This window comes from Bradyrhizobium sp. cf659, from assembly GCF_900113725.1.
In the GTDB taxonomy this organism is placed as follows: Bacteria; Pseudomonadota; Alphaproteobacteria; order Rhizobiales; family Xanthobacteraceae; genus Bradyrhizobium.
Genome location: NZ_FOQJ01000009.1, coordinates 153,606 through 168,322, shown reverse-complemented (window position 1 = coordinate 168,322; position 14,717 = coordinate 153,606). Strand labels below are relative to the sequence as shown.

The 14,717-nt window shown below is 65.1% G+C and carries 13 protein-coding genes and 1 pseudogene; 5 read left to right on the top strand and 9 right to left on the bottom strand.

Translation table 11 applies throughout. The features are described 5' to 3' along the window. Positions 1–110: 110 nt before the first annotated feature. Both rpoD and dnaG read right to left on the bottom strand, forming a co-directional pair. Complete coding sequence (gene rpoD, locus BM118_RS29785) at positions 111–2,270, bottom strand: RNA polymerase sigma factor RpoD (RefSeq protein ID WP_092189997.1); 2,160 nt, start codon at positions 2,268–2,270, stop codon at positions 111–113. Between the two features lie 374 nt (positions 2,271–2,644). Then, positions 2,645–4,645, bottom strand: a complete 2,001-nt coding sequence (gene dnaG / locus BM118_RS29780; protein WP_092189995.1) for a DNA primase — start codon at positions 4,643–4,645, stop codon at positions 2,645–2,647. Positions 4,646–4,955: 310 nt separating this feature from the next. On the opposite strand from dnaG, the gene BM118_RS29775 reads away from it, so the two are divergent. Then, positions 4,956–5,519 carry a chlorite dismutase family protein gene (locus BM118_RS29775; RefSeq protein ID WP_092189993.1) on the top strand — a complete coding sequence of 188 codons (564 nt, stop codon included), beginning with the start codon at positions 4,956–4,958 and terminating at the stop codon, positions 5,517–5,519. 245 nt (positions 5,520–5,764) lie between these two features. On the opposite strand, the gene BM118_RS29770 is transcribed toward BM118_RS29775, so the two are convergent. The 3 genes from BM118_RS29770 to BM118_RS29755 form a co-directional block, all read right to left on the bottom strand. Then, on the bottom strand, positions 5,765–6,163 hold the full coding sequence (locus BM118_RS29770; RefSeq protein ID WP_092190225.1) for a gamma-glutamylcyclotransferase family protein: 399 nt from the start codon (positions 6,161–6,163) through the stop codon (positions 5,765–5,767). A 642-nt stretch (positions 6,164–6,805) separates the two neighbouring features. Then, a complete protein-coding gene (locus BM118_RS29760) occupies positions 6,806–7,621 on the bottom strand; it encodes a transglutaminase-like domain-containing protein (RefSeq protein WP_092189989.1) in 816 nt (271 codons plus the stop codon). Beyond that, complete coding sequence (locus BM118_RS29755) at positions 7,622–8,533, bottom strand: transglutaminase family protein (RefSeq protein ID WP_092189987.1); 912 nt, start codon at positions 8,531–8,533, stop codon at positions 7,622–7,624. 90 nt (positions 8,534–8,623) lie between these two features. Here BM118_RS29755 and BM118_RS29750 point away from each other — a divergent pair, with 90 nt between their 5' ends. After that, the gene (locus BM118_RS29750; RefSeq protein WP_092189985.1) at positions 8,624–9,430 is read left to right on the top strand and encodes an N-formylglutamate amidohydrolase; all 807 of its coding nucleotides are present in this window, start codon (positions 8,624–8,626) and stop codon (positions 9,428–9,430) included. On the opposite strand, the gene BM118_RS29745 is transcribed toward BM118_RS29750, so the two are convergent. The 4 genes from BM118_RS29745 to BM118_RS29730 form a co-directional block, all read right to left on the bottom strand. Next, positions 9,427–10,410, bottom strand: coding sequence for a DUF3592 domain-containing protein (locus BM118_RS29745; RefSeq protein WP_092190223.1), 984 nt, complete (start codon positions 10,408–10,410; stop codon positions 9,427–9,429). The genes BM118_RS29750 and BM118_RS29745 overlap by 4 nt on opposite strands. Positions 10,411–10,492: 82 nt before the next feature. After that, positions 10,493–11,113 carry a LysE family translocator gene (locus BM118_RS29740; RefSeq protein ID WP_177234819.1) on the bottom strand — a complete coding sequence of 207 codons (621 nt, stop codon included), beginning with the start codon at positions 11,111–11,113 and terminating at the stop codon, positions 10,493–10,495. Positions 11,114–11,248: 135 nt separating this feature from the next. Next, positions 11,249–11,842 carry a hypothetical protein gene (locus tag BM118_RS29735; RefSeq protein ID WP_244550270.1) on the bottom strand — a complete coding sequence of 198 codons (594 nt, stop codon included), beginning with the start codon at positions 11,840–11,842 and terminating at the stop codon, positions 11,249–11,251. A gap of 26 nt (positions 11,843–11,868) precedes the next feature. After that, the gene (locus BM118_RS29730; RefSeq protein ID WP_092189983.1) at positions 11,869–13,314 is read right to left on the bottom strand and encodes an LVIVD repeat-containing protein; all 1,446 of its coding nucleotides are present in this window, start codon (positions 13,312–13,314) and stop codon (positions 11,869–11,871) included. 116 nt (positions 13,315–13,430) lie between these two features. Between BM118_RS29730 and BM118_RS29725 the strand changes: the two genes are divergently transcribed. From BM118_RS29725 to BM118_RS29715, 3 genes and pseudogenes are all read left to right on the top strand, one after another. Continuing rightward, on the top strand, positions 13,431–13,745 hold the full coding sequence (locus BM118_RS29725) for an ArsR/SmtB family transcription factor (protein WP_092189981.1): 315 nt from the start codon (positions 13,431–13,433) through the stop codon (positions 13,743–13,745). Further along, a complete protein-coding gene (locus BM118_RS29720) occupies positions 13,738–14,208 on the top strand; it encodes an SRPBCC family protein (protein WP_011090095.1) in 471 nt (156 codons plus the stop codon). The genes BM118_RS29725 and BM118_RS29720 overlap by 8 nt, the downstream gene beginning before the upstream one ends. Continuing rightward, positions 14,205–14,717: pseudogene (locus BM118_RS29715) on the top strand (SRPBCC family protein). Before BM118_RS29720 ends, BM118_RS29715 begins: the two are co-directional and overlap by 4 nt.

The following is a 14,717-nucleotide window of genomic DNA, read 5'->3' as shown; positions in this document are numbered from 1 at the left end:
GGCGTCCACGGGACACGCCAAGCGTCAGCACGACAGAAAAACGGCGGGCTTTCGGCCCGCCGTTTTCGTTGGATGGATGCCCGGGTCAGGCCCGGGCATGACGATCCGAATTAATTGTCCAGGAAGCTCCGCAGCTTCCGCGACCGCGACGGATGCTTCAGCTTGCGCAGCGCCTTGGCTTCGATCTGACGGATGCGTTCGCGCGTCACCGAGAACTGCTGGCCGACTTCTTCCAGCGTGTGGTCGGTGTTCATGCCGATGCCGAAGCGCATGCGCAGCACGCGCTCTTCGCGCGGGGTGAGCGAGGCGAGCACGCGCGTGGTGGTCTCGCGCAGGTTCGACTGGATCGCAGCGTCGATCGGCAGGATCGCGTTCTTGTCCTCGATGAAATCGCCGAGGTGTGAATCCTCTTCGTCACCGACGGGGGTCTCGAGCGACAACGGCTCCTTGGCGATCTTGAGGACCTTGCGGACCTTCTCCAAGGGCATGCCGAGCTTCTCGGCGAGCTCTTCCGGGGTCGGCTCGCGGCCGATCTCGTTGAGCATCTGGCGGCTCGTGCGCACGATCTTGTTGATCGTCTCGATCATGTGCACGGGGATGCGGATGGTGCGGGCCTGGTCGGCGATCGAGCGGGTGATCGCCTGCCGGATCCACCACGTCGCGTAGGTCGAGAACTTGTAGCCGCGGCGGTACTCGAACTTGTCGACCGCCTTCATCAGGCCGATGTTGCCTTCCTGGATCAGGTCGAGGAACTGCAGGCCGCGGTTGGTGTACTTCTTGGCGATCGAGATCACGAGACGGAGGTTGGCTTCCACCATCTCCTTCTTGGCCTGGCGGGCTTCGCGCTCGCCCTTCTGCACGGAGTGCACGATCTTGCGGAACTCGACGATCTCGAGACCGGTGAGCGCGGCGAGCTGATGCACCTCGTGGCGGAGGTCCTTGATGCGGTCCTTCTCGTGGTGGACGAAGTTCTTCCAGCCCTTGGCCGACAGCTTCGAGACGCGGTTGAGCCAGCGCGGATCGAGCTCCGAGCCGGTGTAGTTGCGCAGGAAGTCCTCGCGCGCGACGCCGTGGCTGTCGGCGAGGCGCATCAGGCGGCCCTCATGCGAGACGAGGCGCTTGTTGATGTCGTAGAGCTGCTCGACGAGCGAGTCGATACGCGCCTGGTTGAGGCGCAGCGACTTCACCTCGACGATGATCTCGTCCTTGAGCTTGCGGTACTTGCGCTCCTGGTGCGGCGAGAGCGAGGGCCCGTGCGAGGTGCTCTCGAGCTGGTTCTGGATGTCCTGCTCCTGAAGCTTGCGCAGCTTCTTGTAGCTCTCGGCGATCTTGTCGAAGATCTCGACGACCTTGGGCTTGAGCTCGGCCTCGATCGCCGCAAGCGACATCTGGTTCTCGAACTCGTCGTCCTCGTCCATGTCGGCTTCGGCGGCGGCCTCGCCCGGATCCTTCTCGGCCTCGGCGCCATTGCCGGGGGCAGGCGCGGCGCGGAACGGGGTCGGCGCCGGCGGTGCCGCGGGCGGGGCGACATGCGCGGGCGCGCCGCCGGTCACTGCCGCCGCTTCGCCTCCCTCGGCCGTGGCCTCGCCGTTCTCGCCAGCGGGACCGCCGATCATCGCGGTGTTCATGCCGCCCTTGGCTTCGGGGCCGGCATAGGTCGCTTCGAGATCGATGATGTCGCGGAGGAAGATCTTGCCTTCGTTGAGCTCATCGCGCCAGATGATGATGGCCTGGAAGGTCAGCGGGCTTTCGCACAGGCCCGCGATCATCGCCTCGCGGCCGGCCTCGATGCGCTTGGCGATCGCGATTTCGCCTTCGCGGGACAAGAGCTCGACGGTGCCCATCTCGCGCAGATACATGCGCACCGGATCATCGGTGCGCTCGCCCGGCTCGCTCTTCTTGACCTCGGTGACGGCCTTCTGGGTGACCTCGACGAGCTCGTTGTCGGTCTCGTCCTCGCCGCCCTCGTCCTTGTCTTCCTCGCCTTCGCTATCGTCGGCTTCGGTGACGTTGATGCCCATGTCCGAGAGCATGGACATGATGTCCTCGATCTGCTCGGGCGAGGTCTGGTCGGACGGCAGGACTTCGTTGAGTTGATCGAAGGTCACGAAGCCGCGCTTCTTGGCCTGCTTGATCATCTTCTTCACGGCCGCGTCGGACAGATCGAGCAACGGCGAGGGCGCGTCCTGGGAATCCTTCTCGGGAGCATCCGCTGCCTTGTCGTCTTTTTCCTTGTCCTTCGCCTGCAGCGTCTTTGCCTTGGTGGCCATCCATTGCTCCTAAACGCGTTTCACACAGACGTTCGCCGCGCCTGCCTGAAATCACTTGAACCTGTTGCTCGACGCTCTCGCTTCGTCAGCTCTCGACACGGAAAGGGCGGCGCGCACTTCTCTCGCCACCCCCAACTTTCTCTCGCCGGATTTGCCTAACGCTTCGTGAGCCTCTTTGTCGCAGCGGATGCAGGTGTAGTGCCAACAGTGTTCGCGCGGATTCATTCCTGACGCGTCTGTTCTGCCTGCGGCCGCCTCTGGGCCAAAGTGCTACAAGACCGTTAAGCCTCGATTAACCCTGTTTTTGCCGCCAAACCATGGATTTGGCGAGTCTTTTAGCGGTTCCGGCCCCGGCCGTCCGCATGATTCTTTCATCACACGCTCTTCTGGAGCCGGCCGGACAGCTCGCCAAAACCCTCGATCAGGGCCTCGGTGCCGTCGACTTCGCCTATCCGAGCCTTGACGTCACGCAGCCACGCCAAATTGGCCTCGCTGGGGTCCTCCCCCAAGGCCAGCTCGGCGTCCTTCAACTCCCTAAGTAGTGAATGCCATTGCCGATGCAAGGCAACCAGCTGGTGCCAGGTGGAGAGAACGTCGTCCCGCGCCGCGCCTTCGCGCGCGCCCCACACCGCCTGGGTCGTGATGCCATTCTCAACCCTTTGAAGAAGTTGAGAAAATCCGCCCTTTTCGATGTCGGCCCGCATCTTCTCGGCCTGCTCGCCGGGGTCCGGTGAGTGGTGATGGTCGTGGGCGAAGGCGGCGATGATGCCGGCCCGCAGCTTGTGGGCCTCGGGATGGGCCAGCTCCAGGGCGGCGACCTCCTCAAGGTGCTCATGCAGCAGCCAGGGGTGGTTGATCAGGCATTGCAGGATCAGCGCCTCCCGGCGGGAGATGGCGCTGCGCTGTCCCTTCATGATCGGGCTTGTCGCGAGCTGGGGGCTCGCCGCCTGGTAGGGGCCGGAGGGTAGCGGGGTGGGGCCGGACGCGCCGCGGAACCCCTGACCGCCGAATCGATTCGCCTGCCCGCCGCCCCGCGGCTGGAACGGCCGGCCGCCCTGACCGGGGCGGAAATTGCCGCGGCCGGCATAGCCGCCGCGTCCGGTCTCGGGTGCAAACGTGCGCTGAAGCCGCTCGGCGAGGTCCTGGCGATAATAGCGCCGCACCACCTCGTCGCGGATGCCGTTGGAGAGCTCCTTGATGCGCGCTTCCAGCGCGGCGCGGCGCTCGGGGGTGGCGAAGTTGCCGCCTTCGAGCTCGCGCGACCAGAGCATGTCGGCGAGCGGACGCGCCGCCGCGATCACCTCTTCCATCGCGCCGCGGCCGCCGGAGCGGACGAGATCGTCGGGGTCCTGCCCTTCCGGCAGCAGCGCAAAGCGCAGGCTTTTTCCGGGCGCGAGGAACGGCAGCGCGAGATCGGCTGCACGATACGCCGCCTTCTGCCCGGCGCGGTCGCCGTCGAAGCAGAGGATCGGCTCGTCCGCCATCTTCCAGAGCAGCGCGAGCTGGTTCTCGGTGAGCGCGGTGCCGAGCGGCGCGACGCTGCCAGCAAAGCCCGCGGTGACCATGGCGATGACGTCGACATAGCCTTCGACCACGATCAGGGCGCTGCCATTGTGCGCGGCGGCGCGCGCGGTCTGGTGGTTGTAGAGATTGTCGCCCTTGTGGAAGAGCGGCGTCTCCGGCGAGTTCAGATATTTGGCCGGAACGTCCTTCTCCAGCGCGCGCCCGCCGAAGGCGATGACGCGGCCGCGCAAATCGGTGATCGGAAACATCACGCGATCGCGGAAGCGGTCATAGGGCACGGGGATGTCGTTGCCGCCGACGAGCAGGCCGGTCTCGACCATGTCGTCGACGGAGACGCCGAGCTTGCCGAGATGCTCCTTCAGCGCGAAGCGATCGGGCGAGGCGTAGCCGAGGCGGAACTGCAATTGTGTCGCCGGCGAGATCGCGCGGTCGGCGAGATAGCCGCGCGCCTTGGCGCCGACGCGCGAGGCCAGCGTCTCGGCGAAAAACTTGGCGGCGAGATCCATGACGTCATGCAGCGAGCGGCGGCGCTGCTCCTGGCGTGCCGCATCGGGCGTCACTGCCGGCAGCGGCAGGCCCGCCATGCTCGCGAGCCGCTCGACGGCCTCGGCGAACGGCAGGCCGTCGGTCTCCATCACGAAGGTGATGATGTCGCCGTGCTTGCCGGAGGAGAAGTCGTGGTAAAAACCCTTCTGGTCGTTGACGTAGAAGGACGGCGTCTTCTCCTGCTGGAACGGCGACAGCCCCTTCCACTCCCGCCCGGCCTTCTTCAGCTTCACGCGCTTGCCCACGACTTCGGAAACCGAAAGCCGGGCACGAAGCTCGTCGAGGAATTGGGGCGTGAAGCGCATGGGGTGTGTCTAGCGCGAAACCGTGTGAGTCGGGCGAAGGATCAGGGATATAGGTGCGCTCCGCCCAAAAGTCAGGTTTGTCCGGCTTATCCGGGTTATTCGACCTATGCACAGGCCTTTCCGTCATTCATTGGTCATTCCGGGGCGATGCGACGGGCTGCGCAAAGCGCGGCCCGGAGCATCGAGCCCGGAATCCATTTCTCCCGACGTTCCGGCGGCGCGATGGATTCCGGGCTCGCGCCAAGAGGCGCGCCCCGGAATGACGGCAGAGGGGCCTTGAACCCGGCCCGGTTCCACGCTTCCATGGGCCATGTTCAGGACCTTTCGAGGCGGCCACAGCGGGGGCTGGCGCGTGACCTCGATTTCGCCCGTGACGGGCGAGCCCCTGCCCTTCATGCCGGCGCTGTCGGTCACCGACAGCGAGGCCGTCTCATTGCCGCTGGTGCCCTCGCGCAATGCGTGGCGGCTGGTCGGCGTTCCCAGCAGCTTGCGCTACACCGAGCGCGCCGAGAAGCAGCAGCTCGTGGCCGTGCAGGCCGGGCTCGGCCGGCTCGAGGCAACCAGCGCCGCGCTGATCCCGATCCGCAAGTCGCAGGCCTGGTGGGATCTGACGCAGGAAGAGCGCCGCAGGATTTTCGAGGACAAGTCGCACCACATCGCCAGCAGCCTGCGCTTCCTGCCCGCCATCGCGCGGCAGCTCTATCACTGCCGCGACCTCGGCGGTCCCTTCGACTTCCTGACCTGGTTCGAGTTCGCCCCCACGTACGCCGCGCTGTTCGAGGAGCTGGTGGCGCTGCTCAGGCGCACCGAGGAATGGAGATACGTCGAGCGCGAGGTGGACGTGCGCGTGGTGAAGGAAGTGCTGTCGGCCTAAAGCCACGATGACGGTGCGCCCCCTCGCCCCGTTCTTACGGGGCCGCGACGAGCTTCGCTCGCGCTGAGAGGGTTGGGGTGAGGGGCCTCTCTCCACACGTGCGACTGCCGCGAGACCTGTACCCCCTCACCCGGATCGCACGAGCGACATAGCCGAAGCCATGCTTCGGCGTTCTTTAGAACGGCCTCCATAGGCGGCCTATGCCTCTCCCCGCAAGCGGGGAGAGGTGAACTCAGTATCAGCCGTTAGTGCTGCAGGAAGCGGCCGGACTCGATGCGGGGCAGATCGGTGGCGGGCCAGTTGTAGACATAGGTCCACGCCTTGCCGGTGGTGCCGTCCGGCAGCGTCACGTCGATCAGCTTGCGCAGATATTCGGTCGGCTCCGGAAAGCCCTCGCCGCAGGCCTCATACATGTCGAGCTCGCGCAGCAGCTCGTCGGGCACGTGCATGTGGAAGAGCTCGCCATGGACGAGGTCGGACGGCGCATCCGACAGCAGCAATCCCGGATAATGCTTGATGAGAAAGAGCCGGCCGCGGCAGGTCGCTTCACCCAGAAATTCCGCATGGCCGGCAAGCAGCCGCGCCATCGGATGGTCGAAGCCGCGCATCAGGGTGCCATAGACGAAGAGACGATCGGAGGTCATGGGGGCTCTATAGCCGCGAATCTTGCGGAACGACAGCGCTGCAGATTCGATGTCGTCCTGGCGAAAGCCAGGACCCATAACCACCGAATGCTGGAATGGGCAACCTGATGGCCCCAGCGCAACGCCACACGAACAGTCGGGCTAATGGGTCCTGGCTTTCGCCAGGACGACATCGGGGAGTGTGGACGCGCCGTCTCTCGGCCCCCTCGGCGTCGTCCCGGCCTAGTGCGCAATTGCGCACGGGGGCCGGGACCCATCACCACAGGGAGCAGTTTGACGAAGACTGGGAGTGAAGAAGTTTTCCTGCGGTATCGATACCGCGCTTCACCGGAAAGATCACGCGGTATGGGTCCCGGCCTTCGCCGGGACGACATTGGGGAGTGTGGACGCGCCGTCTCTCGGCCCCCTCGGCGTCGTCCCGGCGAAGGCCGGGACCCATTACCACAGGGAGCAGTTTGACGAAGACCGGGAATGAAGAAGTTTTCCTGCGGTATCGATACCGCGCTTCACCGGAAAGATCACGCGGTATGGGTCCCGGCCCCCGTGCGCAATTGCGCACTAGGCCGGGACGACGTTGGGGAGGCGCTGTGCCGGACATCGTCATGCGAGCGAAGCGAAGCAACGACGATCTCCGCATCACCCTCACCCCGCCTTCACCACCTCGTCGCTCACCACCTCGAACTTCTTCAATTCCATCCGGCCAAAACTCGTCGAGAGCGCGACATCGGCAGCGTCGCGGCCCGTCGCCATCAGGATGCGGCCGATGCGGGGGACGTTGTGGCGGGCGTCGAAGGTGAACCACCTCCCCGAGAGCCAGACCTGAAACCAGCCGGAAAAATCCATCGGCGACGGATCCGGCGGAATGCCGATATCGCCCATATAGCCGGTGCAGTAGCGCGCCGGGATGCCCATGCAGCGGCAGAGCGCGACGGCCAGATGCGCGAAGTCGCGGCAGACGCCGGTCTTCTGCTCGTAGACGTCGTGCGCCGACTTCATGTGATGGGCGTGCTCGTAGCCGAATGTGACGTGCCTGTGCACGAATTCGGTGATGGCAGCGACGCGATCCCAGCCGGGTTTCGTCTTGGCGAACAGCGACCAGGCGATGTCGGTGAGCTTGTCGGTCTCGCAATAGCGGCTCGGCATCAGGTAGAGCATCAGCTCGTTCGGCAGTTGCTCGACCGGGATCTGCTGCGCGTCCGGCATCGTCTCGTCGGGCAGGCCGGTGTCGCGCACCCGCGCGCGGCCCTTCAGCGTCACGCCGCCGGCGGGCGCGACGAGGCGGCCGCACACATTGCCAAAACTGTCGTGATAGAAGCGGATCGAGACGTCGGGCGCCGCAACCACCGTCTCCGTGCCGATGATGTCGGCCTGCCGCGAGGGGTGGATGTTGAGCATGATCACCATCGGTGTCGGCTGTGCTGCCGCGTAGGCGATCTCGAAGCCGACCCTGATGTCCATCTACAAGACCTCCGCCTCCATCTCCTGGTCGTTGTCCTGGTCGTCCGAGACCACCTTGATGTTCACGTCCATGGCGTCGAAGGCATCCCCGGAGCCGATATAGACGCCGTGCAGCGGGATCGCCTGGCGCGGATCGCGGGCAACCGCGACCCGGATCAGGTCACGGGTGCCGATGATGCCGTTGGTCGGATCGAACTCGATCCAGCCCGCGCTCGGCAAATAGACCTGCACCCAGGCGTGGGTCGAGCCGCCGCCGACGTGCCGCTGCTCGATATCCTCCGGCACGAAGATGTAGCCGGAGACGAACCGCGCGGCGATGCCGAGCTGGCGCAGCGCCTCGATCATGAACAGCGCATAGTCCCGACAAGTTCCCGTGCCCGACTGCAAAGTATCGAGCGGATGCTGCGTACCCAACTCGTGGCGCTTGCGGTATTTGAACTGCTCGCGGATGCCGTGCGTCATGCCGCCCAGGATCTTGAAGGTCGGCGTCGGCGCGTCCTCGTCGAGGAAGCCGCGCGCCCATTCCGCGATCTCGCCGTCGGGATCGGTGTATTGCGGCGTGATGTACTGGACGAGATCGGGGAATTCCTCGTCGTCGTAGACGAAGGGATAGAAATAGGCCGGATCGTCCGGCGTCAGCGCGAACTCCTCCACCGGATTGTGCTCGACGGTGACATGCCAGTCGAAGCTCAGCGTGTCCGCGCGCTCGTCGAAATTGGCGATCGCGACCGAATTGCCGAACACGTCGTGGATCCAGTGCAGCGACATCGGCTCCGGCGAGATTTCGAGCCTGGAATCGAGCACGCGCAGATCGTGCCCGTCGCGCGGACGGAGCATGATCCGGTGTTCGCCGAACGCCACGGGGCGGTTATAGCGATATTCGGTCTTGTGATGAATCGTGAGCAGCGGCATCGTGAGGCGATCATGGTGACTTTGGGCGGATCAATCTATAGCGATTGTGCCCGATTCTTGGGGTGACTGCATTTTCCATAGGCAATCAGGATGGCTTTAGACACAGCCGACGCGACCGATCAACTGCTCGGCGAGGGCGACATTCCGCCAGTGCATGAGGTGAATGCGGCAGGGGCATCGCCCTTCCTGCTCACCTCGGATCATTACGGGCGGGTGCTGCCCCGTGCGCTCGGCGATCTCGGCGTCGCCGAGGACGAGCTGACGCGGCACATCGCCTGGGACATCGGCATTGCCGGTGTCGCCGAGCGGCTGGCAGAAATGCTCGACGCGCACCTGATCGCGCAGCGCTATTCGCGGCTCGTGATCGACTGCAACCGCCCGCCGGGCGCCGTGAGCTCGATTCCCGTGATGTCCGAGGCAACGACAGTCCCGGGCAATGAGGCAATCTCCGCGGGCGAGCGCGCGGCAAGGCGGCGCGAGATTTTCGAGCCCTACCATCATCGCATCGATGCCACGATCGGCCGCCGCCTGCATGACAAGCGGCCGACGGTGCTGGTGTCGCTGCACAGCTTCACGCCGGTCTATGCCGGTGTCGAGCGACCCTGGCATATCGGTGCACTCTACAATCGCGACACCGTGCTGCCGCGGCTCCTGCTGAAACATCTCCACGCCGAGAGCGATCTCGTCGTCGGCGACAACGAACCCTATGCGGTCAACGACCTCACCGACTACACCATCCCCGTGCACGGCGAAGCCCGCGGCCTCGTCAACACCGGCATCGAGATCCGCCAGGATCTGATCGCGGACCAGTCCGGCGAGCAGCAATGGGCCGAGCGGCTGGCAAGGATCTTTGTGGAGATCGAGGTGCAGTTGCGCGCGGAGAGGCTGGTCGATTAGCCGCCACGCGTTGCCACGAACACCGCGAGCGCGGCAAAGATCGCGGCGATGCCCCACAGCACGTAGGCGATGCGGCCGTCGCCGCGCGCGTCGAGCGTGGCCTCGGCCGGGTTGTCGGGGTTGACGCGAACCTCGACGGTCGCGCCGTCCTGGTAGCGCGACATGAGCTTTCGCAGCATCTCGTCGGAAGCCGACGGCGTTCCTGCTGCGACGCGCGCGCATTCGTTGGTGTAGCTGACGTTCTGATAGAGGTAGGTGTAGGTCACGCGCTTGCCGAACATCTCGGTGCCGCGGCGCTCGCCCGGCTCGCTGGCCTGGTGATATTCCTCGATTCCCGACAGCTTGATCGTGCCCGGCACGGTCGGCCACCGCGTCGCCATCGAGGCCTGCCGCTGCACGGCCCACGCCATCAGCGCGATGACGAGGCCGAACGCGCCGAAGGCAACGACCAGGCCCGCGAGATCGGGCCGCGCGACGTGATGGGCGAGATATTGGTAACTCTGGTTGAGACCGAACGCCGAGCCGAACACGATGGCGAGCACGATCACCGTGCCGATGCCGAGACAGCCCCACAGGCCCTTGGGCAGATCGCGCTCCAGCACGGCCTGATCGGGATGGCGCGGATTGTAGTAGACGGTGACGATGCTGCCGGCGGGATATTTCGCGAGCTTTTCGGCGACCTGGAAATTGCCGAGGTCTTCGCCGATCGAGATGCGGTTGTTGCGCAGCTTGCGGCCGCCGACCGAATATTCGTAGGTCACGTTGGCGAAGTTGCGATCCTCCGTCCGATAGCCGTCCTCGCGCTCGTCGTCGGACACCCTGACCTCGCGCACCTCGGCGACCGATGTGACCACCTTGCCGGGGGCCTGCGGCCAGCTCCGCGCCTCGCGCGCCTGCCAGGTCTTCACAACGGCGGCAATCAGGATCAGCGCGAGCGGCGCAAGCAGCATCGCGTAAACGAGCGGGGGCAGATCAGGCACGGCAAAATCCTTCGTCAACGGCAATGCCCGATTGGACGCATTGCCGCCGCGAAGGGTTCAAACCAAACCGGCCGCCAGGAGGTTATTTCGCCCGTGTCAGCGCCAGCCAGATACCGCCGCCGATCATGAAGCCGCCGGAGATACGCGACATCATTCGCGTGCGGCGGGCCGAGAAGAATTTTCGGGCGCGCCCGGCTGCAACCGCATAAAGCGCGTCCGTCATCGCCGCGGTGACCATGAAAGTTACGCCCAGCAGCGCGACTTGCGGGAAGTGATCGCGGTTCATGTCCATGAACTGCGGGATGAAGGCGCCGAAGAACACCAGCACCTTCGGGTTCGACAGCAGCACCAGGAAACCCTGCAGGAAGAAGCCGCCGCGCGGCGGCGGAGGCGGCTGGTCGACATTGACGCCCTCGACCGGTGCCCAGATCAGCTTGATGCCGAGCCAGACCAGATAGGCGGCACCGGCAAAGCGGACCCAGTCGAACCAGTAGCCCATGGTCGCCATCAGCGAGGTGAGGCCGATCGCGACGATGCCGATGACGATGGCAAGGCCGGCCTGCGCGCCAAGAACATTGGTGAGCGCCGCACGCGTGCCGTGGCGCAGGCCGTTGGCGATGACGAGGGTGACGATCGGACCCGGCAGCAGCGCCAGCGCAATGCAGGCGGCGACGAAGGCGAGATAGGCTTGCATGGACATCATGGGAGGGACTCGCTGAGGGCGTTTGGGGACATTAATGCATGGCGGAGCCGGGAACGGAAGACAGATGAGCGCGGTGTGCCCGCCCAACCACCGGTGTCATACCCCGCGGATGCGGGGTATCCAGTACGCCGCGGCTTATCCGTATCCCACGAGCGCCTCGGAATATTGGATCACCCGCTTTCGCGGGTGATGACAGCGGAGAACGTGGCGCGGTTCGCGCCCCGTCACCGCCCATCCAGCGCGGCGGCCATCCTTCATCTCCTGTGTTTCCAGAAACACGAGCGCCGCGCGCTGCACGGCGTTCGCCTCGCCCGCGCCTTGCGTCACCGCGACGAGCAGGTCGCAGCGGCGCGACAGCGCGAGACCGGCGGCGGCATGGCGCGCACCGTCGGGCATGTCGAGATCGTAATGCCTGATGCGGCCCCGCATGGCGGCGATGCTCACGGCCTCGCCCGCCGCGACGGGCGTGAAGCGCGGACTGATCAGGTCGATATCGGTGACGCGGTCGACCTCGTCGTCATCGGCAACGCCGGTGTCGCAATTGCAGAAGCCGCGCTTGGCGCGGACGTAGAGCTCGGCACCGTCGCAGCCGCCCGCGGTACAACGGAACGCGCGGCCGGCGGGCCAGCCGTCGCGGGCAAACGGCCAGCTCATCTCCCGCCAATGCCCGGCGCGTTCCGTCGCATGGGCACGCATGCCGGACAGCGCGCCGAGAGCGATCATGGCCATGAGCATCCTCGCCCCGCGCCGCATCGTCAGTTCTTCGGCAGGCCGGCGACGGCGCGCGCGGGACCGGTCAGCTCGAGGATATGCAGGCCGGTATTGGCGCGGTCGACGATGTAGATGTAGCCGCGATCGTCCGTCTCCACATTGTTGGTCTGGATCGCGACCTTGCAGCGCTCGCCGCCCTCGATCGGGATGCAGCGCTTGTCGGTCGCGCTCGTGATCGACGGAATGAAATAGCCGACCTCCTTCGGGTGATAGGGGTCGCGGATGTCGAGCGCGCGCACGCCGGCATTGAAGAAGGCGATGAAGGCCAGCTTCCTGTAGTAGACCGGGGCCATGCTCTCGTTGGAGGAGTGGGAGCCGAAGCGGCCGCCGCGCTGGCAGAACTGTCCGCTCGCCTCCGGCACGGTATAGCTCGAGATCATCATCGGCCGCGTCTCGGTGGTGACGTCGGCGAACCACACCATCTGCCGCGCCTCGCCGCATTCGTTGAGGATCGCCTCGTCCACGATCATCACGATGTCGCGGGTCCTGCCGTCCTTGTCCTCGGAAAATTCCGCAACGGGCATGTCGAGCATCGGGAACGTCGTGTGCGCGCCGTTGAAGGCGGACATCGGCATCCGCGCAATCTCGGGATAGCGCAGATTGTCCGGCGTCGGCTCCTTCGGCCCGCTCAACAGCTTGTCGCGATCGACGATCTGGAGGATGCCGCCCTTGTTGGTGCCGTACCCGAAAAAGACGCGATTGCCGTGGGGCCCGGTCGAGATCGGCCCGTGCAGTTCGGTCGGCACCGCGCCGGTGGCGCCGGGCTCCTGGCCCGGCAGGCCGAAGTCACGGATCTTCTGCGGATGCGCGGGATCGGAGAGATCATAGATCTGCGTCATGCGCCGCGTGCGCCAGTCCGGCGCGCCCGAGACGAGAAAGGCGATACCGGTGTCGCATTCCCACCAGCTCTTGTGCGTGTCCTTCAAGCCGCCAATGCGCGCGATCAGCACAGGGCTGGCGGGATCGGCGACGTTCCAGATCTCATGCGCCTCGCTGCCGAAGGTGCGCAGCATGTAGACCGCGTTCGGATCGCCCTTCGGCAACGACTTGCCGTCGCAGACCCGCACCATCTGCGCGCCGCCGGATTCGTATTTGCCTTCCTGCCCCGGCAGGTGACGCAGATATTTGGGATGCGCGGGATCGGTGACGTCGACGATCGAGGTTCCGTTCGGCTCCGCCTTCCCCGTCATCGGATTGACGGGAGCGGGCACGTCGTCGGTGCCGCCATGATGGCCGATATAGGCGATCCAGCGATCGCCCTGATGACGAATGGTCGGCTGATACGCGCTGCGCGCCTGGAGATCGTTGGTCCCGACCAGCTTCATGTTCGAAGCTTCCGGCGGCGCGCCGATCGTCTGCTTCTGCGCGTAGGCCGTAGTGCCGCAAGCGAAGAAGACGAGGCCTGCGGCAGTCAAGACGCAACGGAACATGAATGTCCTCCCGGAACCAATCTGCGTTGGCTGAGCGTCGAGGCTAGCACGGCCATTTGCGGGCGCCAAAGACACCATCTTGACATGCAACCATTTGGTTGCCTATTATCGTGACCATGGATGAAGTCTTCAAAGCGCTCGCCGACGCGTCACGACGATCGCTGCTCGACAGGCTTCACGCCAGGAACGGCCAGACGCTGAACGAACTCTGCGAAGGCCTTTCGATGACGCGGCAGGCCGTGACCAAGCACCTTGTGATTCTGGAAGAGGCCAATCTGGTGACGACCATCAGGCATGGCCGCGAGAAGCTGCATTACCTCAATCCGGTGCCGATCCATCAGATCGGCGAGCGCTGGATCAGGAAGTTCGAGCGCGGCAAGCTCGCCGCGCTCGGCGAGTTGAAACGCCAGTTGGAGAAGCGCGATGAGTAAGCCGCAATTCGTCTATGTGAGCTATATCGAGACCTCGCCGGAAAAGCTGTGGGAGGCGCTGACGTCGAGCGAGTTCACCAGGCAATACTGGTTCGGCGCCGAGATCCGTTCCGACTGGAAGGTCGGCTCGCCCTTCGCGCTCCTGCTGGACGGCGAAATCACCGATTCCGGCGAGATCCTCGAGGCCGATCCGCCGCGGCGCCTGTCCTACAGCTTCAAGCACCAGAAATACGAAGAGCTCCGCGGCGAGCCGATCTCGCGCGTCGTCTTCACCATCGAACCGTTCGGCTCGCTCGTGCGTTTGACCGTGCTGCATGACGGCTTCGTCGAGGGCGGCAAATATCTCGGCGCCGTCTCCAATGGCTGGCCGGCGATCCTGTCCGGGCTCAAGAGCCTGTTGGAGAGAGGCAAGGTGCTCGCCATTCCCCGCGCAGCCCTCAACAAGGGATTCGACGCAAAATGAACCTCGATCAATTCAAGCCGCTCACGGTCTACACCATCTACATCGCCTCCACACCGGAGAAGGTGTGGGAGGCGCTGACCTCGGCCGAGTTCAGCCGGCAGTATTTCTTCGGCAATGCCGTGGAGGTCGAGCCGCGGCTCGGCGGTGCCTTCGTCGTGCGCACGCCCGACGGCGCCCTGCACATCAGCGGCGAGGTCCTCGCTTACGATCCGCCGCGAAAGCTCTCGGTCACCTTCAACGTCAACTAGCCCGATCTGATCGAGAAGCTCGGCCCGACCCTCGTCACCTACGAGATCGAAGAGGTCGGCGAGGCGGTCCGTCTCACCATGAGCGAAGGCCATGACCGGCCGCTCAGCGACGACATCCTCTCCGGCGGACGGCAGGGCTGGCCCGCAATCCTCTCCAGTCTCAAGAGCGTGCTCGAGACCGGCAAGCCACTGGTGGTGAAGATGGGCCCGCCGCAGCGCATGTTGGATGCGCTGACGGCGATGGGGATCAAGACGCCGTAG

Coding starts and splice junctions, on each gene's coding strand:
- BM118_RS29735 (WP_244550270.1), bottom strand. CDS start 11,842: ATGGCCATGATCGCTCTCGGCGCGCTGTCCGGCATGCGTGCCCATGCG.
- BM118_RS29750 (WP_092189985.1), top strand. CDS start 8,624: ATGGCTTTAGACACAGCCGACGCGACCGATCAACTGCTCGGCGAGGGC.
- BM118_RS29740 (WP_177234819.1), bottom strand. CDS start 11,113: ATGATGTCCATGCAAGCCTATCTCGCCTTCGTCGCCGCCTGCATTGCG.
- BM118_RS29775 (WP_092189993.1), top strand. CDS start 4,956: ATGTTCAGGACCTTTCGAGGCGGCCACAGCGGGGGCTGGCGCGTGACC.
- dnaG (WP_092189995.1), bottom strand. CDS start 4,645: ATGCGCTTCACGCCCCAATTCCTCGACGAGCTTCGTGCCCGGCTTTCG.
- BM118_RS29725 (WP_092189981.1), top strand. CDS start 13,431: ATGGATGAAGTCTTCAAAGCGCTCGCCGACGCGTCACGACGATCGCTG.
- BM118_RS29755 (WP_092189987.1), bottom strand. CDS start 8,533: ATGCCGCTGCTCACGATTCATCACAAGACCGAATATCGCTATAACCGC.
- rpoD (WP_092189997.1), bottom strand. CDS start 2,270: ATGGCCACCAAGGCAAAGACGCTGCAGGCGAAGGACAAGGAAAAAGAC.
- BM118_RS29730 (WP_092189983.1), bottom strand. CDS start 13,314: ATGTTCCGTTGCGTCTTGACTGCCGCAGGCCTCGTCTTCTTCGCTTGC.
- BM118_RS29720 (WP_011090095.1), top strand. CDS start 13,738: ATGAGTAAGCCGCAATTCGTCTATGTGAGCTATATCGAGACCTCGCCG.
- BM118_RS29760 (WP_092189989.1), bottom strand. CDS start 7,621: ATGGACATCAGGGTCGGCTTCGAGATCGCCTACGCGGCAGCACAGCCG.
- BM118_RS29770 (WP_092190225.1), bottom strand. CDS start 6,163: ATGACCTCCGATCGTCTCTTCGTCTATGGCACCCTGATGCGCGGCTTC.